At 48.8% G+C, this 16,252-nt stretch carries 14 protein-coding genes; 2 read left to right on the forward strand and 12 right to left on the reverse strand.

Features of this window, described 5'->3' with window-relative positions; all coding sequences use genetic code 11:
- Positions 1-25: 25 nt before the first annotated feature.
- From pseI to wecC, 12 genes are all read right to left on the reverse strand, one after another.
- The gene (gene pseI / locus EUU25_RS12175; protein WP_158901339.1) at positions 26-1,078 is read right to left on the reverse strand and encodes a pseudaminic acid synthase; all 1,053 of its coding nucleotides are present in this window, start codon (positions 1,076-1,078) and stop codon (positions 26-28) included.
- 51 nt (positions 1,079-1,129) lie between these two features.
- Complete coding sequence (locus EUU25_RS12180) at positions 1,130-1,903, reverse strand: class I SAM-dependent methyltransferase (RefSeq protein ID WP_158901341.1); 774 nt, start codon at positions 1,901-1,903, stop codon at positions 1,130-1,132.
- Between the two features lie 83 nt (positions 1,904-1,986).
- Entirely contained in the window at positions 1,987-2,490 is a 504-nt protein-coding gene (gene pseH, locus EUU25_RS12185) for a UDP-4-amino-4,6-dideoxy-N-acetyl-beta-L-altrosamine N-acetyltransferase (RefSeq protein ID WP_158901343.1), read from the reverse strand.
- 4 nt (positions 2,491-2,494) lie between these two features.
- Complete coding sequence (gene pseG / locus EUU25_RS12190; protein WP_158901345.1) at positions 2,495-3,598, reverse strand: UDP-2,4-diacetamido-2,4,6-trideoxy-beta-L-altropyranose hydrolase; 1,104 nt, start codon at positions 3,596-3,598, stop codon at positions 2,495-2,497.
- A gap of 87 nt (positions 3,599-3,685) precedes the next feature.
- Positions 3,686-4,738, reverse strand: coding sequence for a Gfo/Idh/MocA family oxidoreductase (locus EUU25_RS12195; protein WP_158901346.1), 1,053 nt, complete (start codon positions 4,736-4,738; stop codon positions 3,686-3,688).
- Positions 4,735-5,556, reverse strand: coding sequence for a cytidylyltransferase domain-containing protein (locus tag EUU25_RS12200; protein WP_281346992.1), 822 nt, complete (start codon positions 5,554-5,556; stop codon positions 4,735-4,737). Before EUU25_RS12200 ends, EUU25_RS12195 begins: the two co-directional genes overlap by 4 nt.
- 6 nt (positions 5,557-5,562) lie before the next feature.
- On the reverse strand, positions 5,563-6,894 hold the full coding sequence (locus EUU25_RS12205; RefSeq protein ID WP_158901350.1) for a glutamate-1-semialdehyde 2,1-aminomutase: 1,332 nt from the start codon (positions 6,892-6,894) through the stop codon (positions 5,563-5,565).
- Positions 6,891-7,826, reverse strand: coding sequence for a Gfo/Idh/MocA family oxidoreductase (locus EUU25_RS12210; protein ID WP_158901352.1), 936 nt, complete (start codon positions 7,824-7,826; stop codon positions 6,891-6,893). Before EUU25_RS12210 ends, EUU25_RS12205 begins: the two co-directional genes overlap by 4 nt.
- A complete protein-coding gene (locus EUU25_RS12215; RefSeq protein WP_158901354.1) occupies positions 7,820-8,677 on the reverse strand; it encodes an aldo/keto reductase in 858 nt (285 codons plus the stop codon). The genes EUU25_RS12210 and EUU25_RS12215 overlap by 7 nt, the downstream gene beginning before the upstream one ends.
- Positions 8,677-9,843: a UDP-4-amino-4,6-dideoxy-N-acetyl-beta-L-altrosamine transaminase gene (pseC, locus tag EUU25_RS12220; protein ID WP_222848791.1), complete on the reverse strand. Its 1,167-nt coding sequence runs from the start codon at positions 9,841-9,843 to the stop codon at positions 8,677-8,679. The genes EUU25_RS12215 and pseC overlap by 1 nt, the downstream gene beginning before the upstream one ends.
- Positions 9,840-10,880, reverse strand: a complete 1,041-nt coding sequence (pseB, locus tag EUU25_RS12225) for a UDP-N-acetylglucosamine 4,6-dehydratase (inverting) (RefSeq protein WP_246162702.1) — start codon at positions 10,878-10,880, stop codon at positions 9,840-9,842. The genes pseC and pseB overlap by 4 nt, the downstream gene beginning before the upstream one ends.
- The gene (wecC, locus tag EUU25_RS12230) at positions 10,868-12,121 is read right to left on the reverse strand and encodes a UDP-N-acetyl-D-mannosamine dehydrogenase (RefSeq protein WP_158901358.1); all 1,254 of its coding nucleotides are present in this window, start codon (positions 12,119-12,121) and stop codon (positions 10,868-10,870) included. Before wecC ends, pseB begins: the two co-directional genes overlap by 13 nt.
- Positions 12,122-12,473: 352 nt before the next feature.
- On the opposite strand from wecC, the gene EUU25_RS12235 reads away from it, so the two are divergent.
- Positions 12,474-14,597 (forward strand): bi-domain-containing oxidoreductase, encoded by a 2,124-nt coding sequence (locus EUU25_RS12235; RefSeq protein WP_158901360.1) that lies wholly within the window; start codon positions 12,474-12,476, stop codon positions 14,595-14,597.
- Positions 14,598-14,613: 16 nt separating this feature from the next.
- On the forward strand, positions 14,614-16,251 hold the full coding sequence (locus tag EUU25_RS12240) for a heparinase II/III family protein (protein ID WP_158901362.1): 1,638 nt from the start codon (positions 14,614-14,616) through the stop codon (positions 16,249-16,251).
- Position 16,252: the final 1 nt, after the last annotated feature.

Genomic DNA, 16,252 nt, shown 5'->3' on the forward strand with positions numbered 1-16,252 from the left:
TGGGTCACCATTCCAATGAATAACGTCAAAAGGCATCGCCAGTAACCGGCGTGTTTCGCAAGATGCGGCGTCTTGCAACTTTGCCGACAACGTCGCATTTAAACTTTGGGGCAAGCCCAAATCCAGGTCGTACCGACCGAACATCGTCACCAGTAATCAAAGTACCCTTCTCGATGTCGTTCACAAAATAAAGTGATCGCCGAAACTGCACGTTCCCTAATTCACTAGGCTTACGATCATAGTTTACTCGTCCCAGCGCCGACCACGCAATTTTGCTACTCTTGCATAACTCCTCCAGTTCCACCGGTTCCAGAGAGAAACTATCATCGGGTCCGCCGCCATTTCGATCGATAGTGAAATGTTTCTCAATAATTGAGGCTCCAAGCGCGACACTTGCAATGGCCGTAGTGTTGTCAAGTGTATGATCGGACAATCCGGTGACAAGTCCGAATCTTGAAATCATGTCAGTAATCGTCGCAAGATTGTAGTCATGCGCTGGTGCTGGATAACCACTTACACAATGCAGAATAGCCAGATCAGTGCAGCCACCTTGTCGCGCAGCATCAATAGCTTCGGCTATTTCTTCGGCATTCGCCATTCCGGTCGAAATTATTAGCGGCTTTTTAGTACTGGCGGCATATTTGATCAATTCATGATCGATCGCCTCAAACGAGGCAATCTTGTAAGCTGGCGCATTCAAATCTTCCAAGAGGTCTACAGCGGAACAATCAAAGGGCGAGCTAAAAATAGTTATTCCGTTGGCGCGTGCGTGCTGAAACAGTGGCTTGTGCCAGTCCCAAGGCATGTGGGCCTCTTCGTACAATTCATACAACGTCCGTCCGTCCCAAAGACCGCCACGAACTCGGAAATCCTCGGAGTTAGAATTAAGTGTAATGGTGTCCGGACGGTAGGTTTGAATCTTAATTGCATCGGCCCCTGAAGCTTTTGCAGACGACACAATCTTTTTTGCAATGTCGAAGTTTCCATTATGATTTGCAGACAGTTCGGCGATCACAAAGGGTGGGTGCAGGCGACCAATGGGCCGTCCCGCAATGGTTACTGTCGGTTCTTCAGTCATGAAGACTTAACTCCAGAAAAACTATCGGTACGATATCCCAATTTACTTGGATTACTCGACCCTCTCAATTATAATCATATACCAGCTGAGCATTAACGGGCCACTGATCTGCATTCTTTCTAGGCTACCATTGCTGCCTATAGCATTAACTGTGTAAGTACCCATGATGTCGGGATTTTTGGGTTTAGGAATATCAATATCCAATACAAATGGCTGGGCTTCAGTCAACCTGTATCCGTGATTAGCGCAGAAACGACTGACGTCGGGAATAGAATACACATTGTAAAATGACTGAGCCGCACGCGCATATTCTTTCACTTCAATACGACATGAAATTTCTCCATCGTAGAAGAGACTATTCAGGCATATCCAATTCGGTTTTATTTTAGTAAAGATTTCTTTTAACGGCCGCTGATATTCAGGAAGCCAGCTCAAAGTCTGTAGACTGAGCACCCCATCAAAACTCTCTTCTTCTAGATCGAACCAGTCGGCCTGCTGGAAGTCCAGATTGCCTATACCTCGCTTTAATGCTAATTCGTTTCCTAGCTCGACAAGTTCATCGACATAGTCTTTTCCAGAAAAAAGTACATTTGGGTGTTGCGATGCAAAATATGCCGTGGCGGCACCCGCACCACACCCTAAATCTAAAACTTTGCGCGCGCTCTTTAGTTTGCCTGAAGCAAACTGTTCCAAAAACTTTGTGCTTTGCTTCGGCGTTTCCCATTGCAGTTGATGATACTTCAGTGCAACTTCGTCCAGTTTGATCCACTCATCTACGCGTTGCTCGACAGATGGAGTGTTGGGTTTTTCAACCGTTTCATTCATATAGATATTTCTCCAAATTGCCCACTCGACGCGGTCGCAAAGACGTTAACAACTTACTCGGCCGAGCCACAAAATTACGAAGCCTACCGATCAAATCCCGACTTTAGGAGCCCAAATAAAATGACATCTGCAACGTTCAAACCATCTGCAAACTGCTCTCTTAGAATTCCCTCCTGCGCGAATCCCAGCCTCAAATGAAATTTCTGTGACTTGTGATTGAAGCCAAGTGATTGGCCGCAAACTTTCCGCAAACTAAGTTCTGAAAAGGCATGACGTAAAGCAGCAATTCCCAATTTCAGTCCTGAACCTTTAGCTGATCCAGGCACTGTGTAAAAGCCCCAGTCAGCCACATTTCCATCGTAAATTCTTTTGAACGTGACCACCCCTATCGGTTCATAGTCCAATTCAACGATTCGAACATGGTAGCCAGTATCTAGCAAGGCAGTGGCCAGCCATCTTGCGTGCTCCTCTGGTGAGATCACGTTCGACGTGTACATGAAACTCCGCACATCGGAGTGGTTTCGCCAAGCCAACACAGCTTCTTCATCACTGCGTTTGATGCTGCGGATGGTCGCTTCCTTGTTCATGGTCTCACGCATTCATCGAAGCAATAATTCCGCAAACTCGTTCGACGCCTTTACCGTCGGTAATTGATGCAGCAGCGGTGCTCATCAGTCTTAAGTTGTCGCGAATCTGCATTTTTGTAATTGCGGCCGCAAACTCCGCTTCGAAATCTGCGTCGTATCCAAGCAATATCCCAGCGCCCACGTCTGCAAGTGCTTCCGCACCCGCCCTTTGGTTATCGGCCATTACAACCAACAAGGAAGGTAGAGCCAAGCAACATCGTTCCCAGGCTGTACTCCCAGCACCTCCTATCGCCAAATCATTTTCGGACATCGTAGCGGCCATATCGCTAACATTCACTTTCAAACTGCTTTGAAAATCAAGGTTCTCGAGCATTTTTCGAACTTGTTTAACACAGGTAGAGCTTTGACCCAAGATGACAGTCAATTTGAATTCTGGTCCAAAATTCATGTCGGCAAAAGCTGAAATAATCCGCCCGGTAACGTTGGCTTTATCAGCCCCGCCCATTGAAACAACGACAGAGTTTAGCTCTCCGTCAATCCGGCGCTCTTTACTTCGCTTTCTCCACATTGCGAATTCCGGACGTAGCAGCGCGTAGCCTGGGCCGATTAGCAACGAAGTCCCATTGTCGACTAACGATACGTAATCCTCCTTCTTACGCCCCAAATTTGCATCCAGTAACAAGTGGCACTGATGGGGGCGGTCAGCAAGATCATCTAACACGATCATGAACGACCGGTCGCGTCCCATTTTTTCTTCCCACCGTCGGTCGAGAGCATAATGGTCAACGCAGTATGCATCAACATCAACCCCCGCCAATGCCGCCTGGCAATCGCAGACATCTTGTTCCCACGAGACGCCGAGCAAATCGGCGACAGTAGAATTTTTTCGCCTCGACAAGCGTGCTGAACTATCCGGCGGCGGAGGCAATTCAATTAATTGAAACCCTGATTCCCGCACCTTGTTGGAAATGTTGCCGGGCAAATTGCGTGAAAGAAATATTGGTTTGCTACCTGAATTCCGCAATCCCTCGGCCAATGCCAAGCACCGCATCACATGACCAGTGCCAATGTCATAAGAAGCGTCCGCCCGGATCGCGACTGTCCTCATGGCTTGATCCGATTATGTTTGCGGATGACTACTCGGTGATGTCTGTCAAATCGCAATGCGGCTTTCCTTAGTTTACCAGAAAATCTATCATTCGGCAACCGGAAGACCACCACTGTCAATCCACGACAGACCATCATAAACATCTGCAATCTCTGAAATTGATACTCTTCTGCCACTCAAGCTGCTTAACTCGGCAGCATAGAGGATGTCAGATAGATGTCGGTCGTCCGACCAACTTTTTACATATTTGTCGCCGTTTAACGCACCAATCCAATTTTCTATCTCTTTGCGATAAATGTCTTCAAAGTAAAACCCCCATCGGCCTCGGTACGAAGTCGGGCGAGACGTCGTCTGACAACCGCTTGACCGGTTGAAATGATCGAGCCGTCCTTCTCCAATCTGCAGAACGAGCGTATCATCACGCATGGCCACACGGGTTTCTCGAACCGGTGATACTTGGTGAAGCTCCACCGACAGCGTCCCTGCGACTCCGGATTCAAACTCCAGAGCAATAAAAAAGCTATCGTCCAAAGGGTTGCGCCAGTCGCGGCTCTGGCATTTCAGCGCGGAAAGATTAGCGACAGGCCCCAGCGCATGGACCAAAATCTCGATTTCAAACGGAACCATTTCGCGCGCAGCTGAGCTATTGCTCCGACCAGCGTAAAATTCGTGATAGGGTTCCCAGCTATGCCAGTCAGGCAAGAATGCTCCATATCGATGCGAAATTGTGTTGACCTGTTCGGTGCCAATTGCGACTATTTTATCACGTAGCTGCTGCACAAGCGGGTGAAATAACCATGTGCCAGAGGGATAACCCTTGACTCGACCCGACTTTTCTTTGCCCACAAACCAACTTACATGTGGCGTGAAAATGTTTGCCTCGGAGAAGAAATTAAGTCCGTTAGCATAGCAAAACTCGTAAAAATAAGCATGGCAGTCGGGAGGTGTCGAAATTACCACCGCTTCAATTGTGGACGGAATATCTAAGTGTGTTTCAAAGGTGCTGATTCCAAAATGACGCTGCGCGTCGCTCCGCCGGTCTGCTCTGACGTCTACGCCGATCACGTCGTGACCTAGATGCAAAAGATCGCGGACCCGCCGTCGGCCCATAGAACCCAAACCTATAACTGCAATTTTCATGAGCTAGGTCCTACAATATATGTTTCTTCACCGCGCTTAACTCGCAAAGGGTTTGCGGCCAAGATCGCCTCTGTCCTCTCCCAATAGCCTTCATCGAGATTGGCATTGATTTCCAAAATGTCCGGAACACGACGCACGAAATCGCAAATAAAATCAAGTGAGGCAATTCGACCAAGACAGTCGGCTTCGGCATAAATTCGCCTAAAAACCTCTAGATCTTCGGGATAATCAAGAGTGAGCCTCAGATTTGGCATGTTATGCAACGCATTCGCGCAAGGTATTGGCGTAACGCTAAACAGTCCAGACTGTGTGAGATAATAGCCGAATCCGGTATCGTTCTTTCCAGGGATATAACACTGGTAGACGCGCTCAAGGGAATCGCCTCGAAATGCTTTGGTTCCAGCACCTAATGGCAAATCTGTGCCGCTGACAGCCACTTCAGCTTCACCCCGTTCGACAGTTGCAAGTGCCATGTCCAGGTAATTGGGATCCGCACAGATATCGTCGCCGTCGATTTCAGCTACCAGATCGCTTGGAAACGCTTTGCTCGCCATATAAAGGCGATCTATCAAGTCATCTGTATGGCCTCGGAATATATTGGCGCCGAGTTTTGTGACTTCATCGGCAAGTGGATCATCTGAGGAACGTAAAGTTGTGCAAACTACAATGTCGGTGCGATCAAGAAACGAACTTTGTTCAACCTGCTCTATAAGGCGCTGAATGGCAGACTTGCCAGCAACGTCCAGTAGCGCTTTTTCTGGCAATCGAGTCGAATCCAGCCGACACGGAACTAAAGCGATTGCGTGGCGCCGGTTCATAGCCGTTTACACATTATTGTACTTACGAAACACAGGCTGCACGGCATTACCTTCGTAACCCGTGGAGACATCGCCACCCTCGTCAAGCAATCGTTTCACTCGGTTAAAGCCTGCCTCCAATGCTTTCATAGTCTGCTCAAGCTCCGCATCGCCATGCGACCAAGTGATCGAAATCCAAGGAATCAGAACACCCTGAGCAATAACCTCTTCATGAAAAGCAGTATGTAGTTCAGGCCAATAGCCTCCGTCTGCATGGGTAGACAGAATCTGAGGATTGCAGTCAAAGCCGATAATTCGCACATAGTCTTCGACTCCAACACTTTTTACCAACGCGTTGAATTTATCTTTTAGTTTTTTGCCAGTCGACCAGACGTGGGTTGAGACATCGTTACGAATGCACTCCTCCATCGTCGCACGACATGCTGCGAGTCCGACTGTTTCGGATGCGTGAGTTTGGGATAGAAGGAAAACGCGCGACCTGTCATGCATCAAACCGCCGAGCTCCATTATCTCCTTGGCACCGATCAAGAACGAAAAACTGAACCCATTAGAGACCGCTTTACCGAAGGTCGCGAGATCCGGTTGGACATTGTACAAATGGTGAGCCCCGAGATGATGAAAACGCATGCCTGCAATCATTTCATCAAAGATAAGTACCGCGTTTTCACGCGTTGCAATTGCGCGTAGACCTTCGAGAAAACCGTCAACGGGCGCATCGTTTTTCACAGGCTCGAGAATTATCGCTGCAATTTGGCCAGGATATTCAGCGAATAATGCTTCAACGGAAGCCATATCATTATATCGAAATTTGACCGTTGTCCTTTTTTCACCTTGAAGCGTTCCCGCGTCCATCGCTGTCGAGCCAATGAACCAATCATGTGTCGAAAAAAATGGATGGTCGCCGCATATGGCCACAATCTCACGCCCTGTTGCTGCTCGCGCCAATTTTATGGCAGCAGTCGTGACGTCGGAACCATTCTTACCGAATTTTACCATTCCGGCCCAAGAATGCATATCCAGAAGATATTCGGCAACTTCTAGTTCAAGAAGGCCCGGCCGAGTGTAGTTCACTCCAACATCGATTGCATTCTTAACCGCTTCGTTGACTGCTGGATAGCCGTGGCCCAGAATGAAAACGCGGTTTCCCATTGCCCAGTCGAGAAAGCGGTTCCCGTCAACGTCCACACAATAAGCACCCTTTGCGCCAGTTATTAGTTGTGGCGAACGATAGGGAAATTGATCCAAACCCTTGCTGTAGGTATGACCGCCACCTGGAACAATTTCATGAAGACGAGCAATCATTTTTTGCGATTTCGAAAAATTGTCGATCCGCGTCATTTTTTGAACTCCTTGTGCAATCCTGCCATCGCGATTAATTCGACAATCTTGCGCGTTTGCTGACGTGGAATATTCGCTTCTGTATCTCGCGCAACCCCTATAAAATGCTCGAGCGCTTTTTTAAAAGCCCCAAAAGAATCCGAAAATGTTTTCTCACATTCGGCCAGTCCACCTTTCAGCTTAAAGCCAATCGGGGATGGCCGCGCACCATGGGTAGTGAAACGCGTCACGACGCCGCTGCGCCAAGTGACCGTCAGTTGAGTTCTGCCGTCCTCTTTATGAACTTCGTGCGCCGCAATTCCATCAAGTGTCGGAAATTGGGCTATCAACGGTTCTATGACATGCACCGCATATGTCTCCCAGTATTTTGGGGCCCAAGCGTCGATCATCAGGATATTGCCTATTCTTGCGAGCTCCTCCGATCGTACCCTGAGTTCATCAGCATAACGCAATGCTGAACAGGAGAAAATGCGTCCCCCAGTCGGATCTAGCGCAAACAGACGTTCTGCATCCTCAATAGTTACTGCAAGCGGTTTATCGATGTAAATCGGAAGTCCTGCCCTGAGAAAAGGGGCAGCGAAGCGAAAATGATTTTCCGCGTCGTCCCTTGCGAGCAAAATGGCGTCGACTTCACCGATCAGATCTTCCGCATTATCGACGACGTGGCCAATCCGTGAAGCCGCAGAAATATGTTCGGCCTCTGCCCGATTTTCGCACCAAATGTGCGTTACTCGTGCACCCTGTAAAAAATCATCCGGATATTTCTGCTTTCCTAAATAGTCAGGAATCGACGGAAATGGACAGTCCTCCATGATATCGGCGTCATATCCATTTATGATAGCCGACCAAGAATAAGGGTGGCCATTGCCCTCGCTGGCTCCCAAAATGCCTAAACGTAATGTCTTCCATGTTGTTCGCGCACTGGTCACCATTGGGTAGGATCAACTAACCGCTCATCTTGGCAGGCTAACTCCATCGGAACAGAGAGAGCGCCTCTTTTGCTTGCTTTAATCAACTCCTCAAGTTGATTGACGCCATCTACGCCAACAATCACTCTGTCAGCCGCGTGCAATGCAAGTGCGCAACCGATTGAAGCTTCTGCCTGCGTGACCCCTTCCCGTTGCGCCCAATCAGTGATTGCTTCAAGCTCCGGATTCCAGTTCGAAAAGCGCGTCGGTATTCCATCTGGGGGCATCAACAACAGTCCTTGCAGAAATATCGACCTGATGTGGAGTTCCACATTTTCAGATTTCAGTCGGCTGGCCCAGCCACTTGTTTCCAGCCGCCGATCCAGAATGCTGAAGGGACTCTGCACAATATCTGGCTGAAAATACGGCCAGATGTCATCCAGTTGGTTTGGGCGGTAGATCGATACTCCAATTTTTTTGCACCAACCCCTGTCCTTTATCATGGATAGACCATCAATCAGTGACTGACCATCAGGCCCAATAAGATCTTCAGAGCTGTGCAACAACACAGCATAAATACTGTCTAACCGGAGTCGCTGAAGAGAAAGGGCCACTTGGTCGACTGCCCAATAACGCAAGTTGCTTTGTGCAGGATCCCGTTTCGGCAATTTCGTTACGACCTGAAAATCGCCTACACCCAAATTCCCAAGTGCCTGTTCGCTGCTTCCATAAGCAACAGCTGTATCGATAAGGTCTAGGCCTTCTGCACGGGCTAAGCTTATCACTTTACTTGCCTGCTCTTGAGTAAGCTGTCCCGCGCAGTTAGCAATGCCGTAATCTAGGCCGAACTGCGCCGTCCCAATGGCTAATTTCATCAATTAAGCGCCTGTCGCATCGAGGTAACGACATACTCAATATTTTCGGCCGTTAGTCCAGGGAACATCGGAATGGTAATTGCTTGTTCGTAATAATTCTCGGCATTCGGAAAATCACCATTAGCGAACCCCATCGACCGGTAATATGGCTGCAAGTGAACAGGAATATAGTGGAGGTTTACTCCAATGCCGTTTTCCCGAAGTTCATTGAAGACATCCAAGCGGCTGCGTCTTGTTTGAGCAGGATCGAGCCGTACTACATAGAGATGCAGCCCCGAATATCCATCAGGGTTGTGCGTGGGGAGAATTAAAGGCAAATCTGCCAGCTGCTTGTTGTATTCGGCTGCAATCCGATGCCGAGCCGCAACATAGAGATCAATCCTGTCCAACTGCGACAAACCAAGCGCAGCTTGAATATCTGTCAATCGGTAATTATAGCCCAACTGCAACTGCTGGTAGTACCATGGTCCATCTGGTACATGTGTCATGTCGTCGGGTTCTCTGCTAATCCCATGCGATCGTAACTGCATCATGGATTTTGCTAAACTCGCGTTGTTTGTAAGAGCCATGCCCCCTTCACCCGACGTAATAATTTTCACCGGATGAAAACTGAAAACTGTTATGTCACTAAATGCACAATTCCCGATAGGGTGATCAAGATAGCGGCCCCCAATCGCATGCGAAGCATCTTCGATCAACCTGACACCATATTGCTGGGCTAATTGGTGAATCTCCTTCATCGCACTGGGCATCCCTGACAAATGGACGACGACTATAACCTTGGGAAGCAACCCGTTGAGGGACGCTGTTTTCAATTTGGCTTCAAGGGCGGCGACACAGATATTGGTTGTGGCGGGGTCGATGTCGACGAAGTCGACCCGAGCGCCGCAATACAGCCCGCAATTGGCCGATGCGACGAAAGTGATCGGCGTTGTCCAGAGCCAATCACCCTCACCCAAACCAAGCGCGAGACACGCGACATGCAGGGCGGAAGTGGCACTGTTCATAGCTACTGCAAAGGATGCATGCGCGTAGTCCGCCACGGCACGCTCAAACTCTTCTACGACCGGGCCTTGTGTTAGAAAGTCTGACTTCAGGACCCGAACAACAGCATCGATATCAGCCTGCGTAATGTCCTGTCGGCCATATGGGATAGTCATTGTCATATTTTTCCGACTTTTTCTCGGTTCTCGTCGATCCAGTTATGCAATTCATTTTTGGTCATCCATTCGCTGTTGTTATCGCTCGAATAGACGAACCCCTCAGGCACCTTTGTGCCGTCTTTGATCCGGATAGGATCGGAGTTCCAACTATGGATGGCCGGAAGTATCTTAAAATGTTCCGCATACTCATAGGTATATAGAGAGTCTTCTGCACTGATCATTTGTTCGTGCAGTTTTTCACCGGGTCGAATACCAATGATCTTTATTTTTGTGCCTGGTCTCACAGCGTCTGCAAGGTCGCATATTGTCATCGACGGTATCTTTTTAACGTAAATCTCGCCACCTTGCATATCGTTGAATGCGTGCCAAACCAGCTCCACCCCTTGCTCCAAAGTGATCATGAAGCGGGTCATCCGCTCATCGGTAATCGGTAATTCGCTGCCTTCAGGTAGGTTGAGAAAAAACGGTATTACCGACCCCCGTGAACCCATAACGTTACCGTATCGAACGACTCCAAAGCGCGTATCCTGCGAGCCTGCATATGAATTCCCAGAAACGAAAAGCTTGTCGGAGGCGAGCTTCGTCGCGCCATAAAGATTTATAGGACTGCTCGCTTTGTCAGTCGATAACGCAACGACGCGCTTTACCTTCTTGTCTATGGCAGCGTCGATCAGATTCATGGCGCCGTTAATGTTGGTCTTGACACACTCGAATGGATTATACTCAGCTGTCGGAACAATTTTTGTTGCCGCTGCGTGGACAACATAATCGATTCCGTCCAAGGCTCGATACAGTCTATCACGATCGCGCACATCACCGATAAAAAACCGAACGCGATCATCATTTTCGAATAGTTTTGCCATTTCCCATTGCTTCATCTCGTCGCGGGAATAAATTACTATTCGTCTTGGATTATAGCGGGCCAATGTCATGGGAACAAATGTTTGGCCGAAGGAACCTGTGCCTCCGGTCACGAGTATTGAACTTTTTTCTAGCATGGTGATTTGGTCCGGAATTATTACTGAAGTTATTGCGCCCATAGGCCGCAGAAATCTATGACGGCTCTCTCTAATGGTGCGGACGGGAGTTTGTCGATAAAAATTCTATGACGAACCAGCGTTAGTATTATGTCGGCTTGATCAACCGCCTCGTCGAGGTCAACGAGCCTAACATTCAACAGATCTTCGGGCAGACGCTCGATATGCGGCTCAACGGCAAGGACTTCGCACCCCCCCTTACTTACGATAGTGCGGCAAAAACGTAGCGCTGGGCTTTCCCGAAGATCATCAATATCCGGCTTGAAAGCGAGGCCCAAGCATGCCACTATCGGTTTTCTATTCAACTGCATTGAAAGAGTTTCAAGTTGCTCTTTTAATTTGGAATAAGACCATTTGACCTTCCCGTCGTTTATCTCTCGCGCCAGGCGGATCATGCGTGCCTCTTCCGGCGCCGAATGCACAATGAACCAAGGATCCACCGCAATACAATGGCCCCCGACACCGACGCCAGGCTGAAGTATACTCACTCTAGGATGGCGATTTGCCAGTCTGATGAGCTCCCAGACATCGATGCGGAACTTATCGCACAATATCGATAATTCGTTGGCAAATGCAATGTTGACATCTCTAAAACTGTTTTCGGTCAACTTGCACATTTCAGCCGTGCGCGCATCGGTCAGTATGCACTGGCCGTTTACAAAAATACTGTAAAATGCCCGGGCTGCCTCGGAAGAAGCGGGAGTGATCCCACCTATAACACGGTCATTTTCAACCAGTTCTTGCAGAATTTTGCCTGGTAATACCCTCTCTGGGCAATAAGCAATCATCACATCGGCAACCCCGCCGTCTGGACCGGCAATGACAAGATCGGGTCTCAATCTTGCCAACTGCCGAGATATGTTCTCGGTAGAGCCGACAGGCGACGTGGATTCCAGAATGACCAGATTGCCTTTCGAGAGTACTGGTGCAATCGACTTGCAAGCGGCATCAACGTACGACATATCCGGCGCTTGGCCTGGACCGAAAGGTGTTGGCACTGCAATGATAAATACATCTGCAGGTGTTGGAGCAATAACGGCCTTCAAAGAGCCATTTGACACAACCTTGCTAACAAGCTGGTCCAAATCAACTTCGACAATGTGAATATTCCCGCGGTTTATAATGTCGACGGTCTGTTGATTAGTATCTACGCCTGTAACAGCGATATTATTGCCCGCAATAATTGCTGCTGTGGGCAGTCCAATGTAACCCAGACCAATGACACACACCGATTGAAAGTTCATTCTTATATCCTGATAGTGCTGCACAACGGGCAATTTTTGCCCCGCTAATGAATCGCGTGGATGATGACTAGTCCAAATCGCATATAGGTTGTCAGCAGATGCATCAGGTACCCTATGTGACTTCAACTATTTTGCTGCAAGAAGCATTATCGTATCTGCCTTTTAAGGGTGGACGCAATTTGTAGCATCCAATAGAGGCGGTCCGAACGGAACGGGGCGTGTTTATCATCTGACGGAAGGACGAAAAGAATTCGTTGTGGCGCGAATATAAATTCCCATTCAGCCTGTTCACACACATTTACAAATTTCACATTTAAGTGCGCTTACAAGTGCACTTGAGCAAGGTCAGCCTATGAAACAGATTTTTCAGAGTTTGAAAACCGGTGCGATTTCGATCGAGAATGTACCGATACCAATGCAACAAAAAGGGCAGCTGCTCATCGCAACCCGCAAAACCCTGGTTTCCGCCGGAACCGAGCGAATGATGCTTGACTTCGGTAAGGGCAACTGGATCCAAAAAGCACGCCAGCAGCCTGACAAAGTCAAGATGGTCCTCGACAAGATTCGTACTGACGGTCTCAGTGCTACAATGGATTCGGTCAGTAGCAAGCTAGAGCAACCTCTCGCGTTAGGATATTGTAACATTGGCGTGGTCATTGGCGACTCCGGTACAGAGATGGGCTATCGCGCCGGCGACCGGATCGTAAGTAATGGCAAGCATGCGGAAGTAGTATCAGTCCCCAAAAACCTGTGCGCAAAAGTTCCGGACAACGTAACTGATGAATGTGCTGCATTCACGGTTCTCGGGGCAATCGGACTCCAAGGGATCAGGCTAGCGCAACCAGGACTTGGCGAATGTGTGGTGGTGATTGGCCTTGGCCTCATCGGATTGATCACTGTCCAATTACTGGTGGCGCAGGGTTGCCGGGTTCTGGGTATCGACTTTGACGAGGCTAAGCTCGCATTGGCGCGGCAGTTTGGTGCAGAAACGGCATCTGCTCAAGATGACGTCGTCACCACAGCCTATTCTTTTTCGCGCGGTCGTGGAGTAGATGCCGTGCTGATCGCGGCATCTACCCGGTCGAACGACCCCATACACGATGCAGCACAAATGTGTAGGAAGCGAGGCCGCATAATTTTGATAGGCGTAACAGGGCTCAATCTATCGCGGGCAGATTTCTTTGAAAAGGAGCTTAGCTTTCAAGTTAGCTGTTCTTATGGGCCTGGCCGATATGACCCGGCATATGAAGAGCATGGGAATGATTACCCTGTAGGTTACGTACGGTGGACCGAACAGCGAAATTTCGAGGCTGTTCTCGATATGATGGCGACCGGCAAACTCAATGTGGAACCTTTGATCAGCCATCGCTTTGCGTTAGAAGATGCAGCCAGCGCATATGATTTGCTGACTTCCGGGACCCCGTCAATGGGTATAATTCTTGGTTACACTTCAAGGCCGGAAGAAGATGAACCTTTGGTCAAAGCCCAGCCAACTGGTCTTTCAGCTGTCCTTCCCAGTGGACGTGCATCAATCATAATGCTCGGCGCAGGTAATTATGCAGGCCGAACATTGGCCCCTGCCTTTGCCAAGGCAGGGGCTTTTCTAGACACCGTCGTTAGCGCAAACGGTAGCAATGCGGCGTTTATTGGCCGCAAATATGGATTTGCCAATGTCGGAAGCGATGATTTGGCCGCTCTGCGATCAGGAAATGCCAATATTGCTGTCATAGCGACAAGGCACAATTTACACGCGGCTCAGGTCGTAGCAGCTCTGCAAGCAGGTAAACATGTGTTCTGCGAAAAACCGCTCTGTTTGACGGTTCCCGAACTTGATTTAATCGAGAAGCAATGTGCAGAAAGCCCGAACCAGTTGTTAATGATCGGTTTCAACCGGAGGTTCGCTCCGCATATCATTAAGATGAAGGAACTTCTCGATTCTGTCGATGCTCCAAAAAGTTTTATCATGACGGTCAACGCCGGCGAGATCGACCCAACCCACTGGACGCAGGACAGAAATATAGGGGGAGGTCGTATTATCGGCGAAGCATGCCATTTTGTCGATCTCTTGCGGTTTCTGGCAGGAGCCACTATTGAAGAGGTGCAGGCAAACACATTGGGGCCACATCCTGCGCTTCAGGTGCGTGATGACAAATGCACCGTCACCATGCGATTTGCCAATGGTTCTGTCGGAACTATTCACTATCTGGCTAACGGAAACAAAGCCTTCCCGAAAGAACGTCTTGAAGTATTTTCAGGCGGCAAGATAATCGCACTTGATAACTTTCTCAAAATGACAGGAATGGGTTGGTCCACGTTTAAATCTATGCGTCTACTACGGCAATCGAAAGGGGCCGACGCTTGCGTTAGAGCCTTTGTAAATGCGGTAGAAGAGGGTAAGTGTTGCCCGATACCACTCAATGAAGTGCTGGAGATAAGTCGCATTACTCTTCAAATAGCCGCTCAACTATACCGATAAGGCAACATATTTTCCAATGCATGGAACCCCGTCGCGCTATTGGCATACACTTAAGCATCTGAAAGCGATCCAGATTCTTGCGCGTTTAAAGGCCGTCATTCATCGCCCTAAACTACAATCAGTATCCGAAGTCCCTGCATTGCGTATTAGGCTTGGCCGATGGACCGAACCTGCTCGTCGAAAGCCATCAATGGTTTCGCCCGATAGTTTTCAGTTTTTGGGAAAAAGCCATGCTATTTCGTGCAAAACTGAATGGAATGATATTTCTCCGGATAAGTTGTGGCTCTATAACCTACATTATTTTGACGATCTAAATGCCCACGATCATTCTGATCGAACGGTCTGGCACCACACGATAATTGACCGCTGGATCATAGAAAATCCCCCAGTCGAAGGAAACGGCTGGGAAGCCTATCCGCTTTCGCTTCGAATTTGCAATTGGGTCAAATGGGTCGCCGGAGGAGCCTCTCCGACGCCCGTCATGCTAATGAGCTTATTTAGCCAGACACGTTGGCTGCAAAAACGTCTCGAATGGCATTTGCTCGGCAACCACCTGTTTGCGAACGCTAAGGCACTTGTTTTAGCGGGTCTGTTTTTTGAGGGTAAGGAAGCTGAAAGATGGCTGCGAAATGGGCTCCGTATTGTCGAGGACCAAATTGCGGAACAGATATTGGAAGACGGCGGTAATTTCGAAAGAAGCCCGATGTATCACGCGATTTTTCTGGAGGACGTTCTCGATTTACTCAATGCTAGTCGCGCATGGCCAAATCTAACTGGAGCACAAATGTCGCAACTATTCCAAGATACTGCTCAAAAAATGCTCGACTTCCTTCTTGGCATGACTCATCCAGATGGTCAAATTTCTCACTTTAACGACAGTGCTCTGGAAATAGCCCCAGCCGTCAATGAATTGCAGCTATACGCAGCCAAACTCGACATTCTGCCTTCTTCTTCCTTTTCGCGTTTACGTCATTGGCCAGATAGTGGTTATATCCGATTGCATAGCCAAAATGCTTCGGCCCTTCTCGATGTTGCCCCGATCGGTCCCGACTATTTGCCAGGACATGCGCACGCAGACACGCTGTCGTTCGAACTTGCAATATTTGGACGCCGACTGGTGATAAATGGCGGCACGTCGTGCTATGGATCAAGTCAAATCCGGCATTTCGAACGGAGCACTATTTCTCATTCGACAGTGCAGATAGGAGGCCAGAATTCGTCCGATGTTTGGGCCAGTTTCCGTGTCGGTCGTCGAGCATATCCCTTCGGGCTGCAACTAGAAGAAGAAAATGATATGCTAGAAGTCAGTTGTTCACACAACGGGTATGCTCACCTCCCAGAACGCCCCGTGCACACACGCAGGTGGCAACTGGGTGAAGACTGTTTTATCGTAACAGACAATGTTAGCGAGAGCGGGCTTCATTCTATCGCTCGATTTATAATACATCCTGATGCTACTGTCTCTCAATCAGGCAACAATAGATACAAGATTGTCTGGGAAGATGGCAAAGATGTACAGTTGGTGGTTCTCACTGGCGACCCCAGTCTAGAAGCTAGCTATTATAGCCCTAAATTTGGGGAACGCTGCGACACCGTTTGTATTGCGGTCAAATTGATCGAGGGGAAGTCGCAAATCAGATTGGAATGGCAGTAAA

This window comes from Sphingorhabdus lacus (assembly GCF_009768975.1).
GTDB lineage: Bacteria > Pseudomonadota > Alphaproteobacteria > Sphingomonadales > Sphingomonadaceae > Sphingorhabdus_B > Sphingorhabdus_B lacus.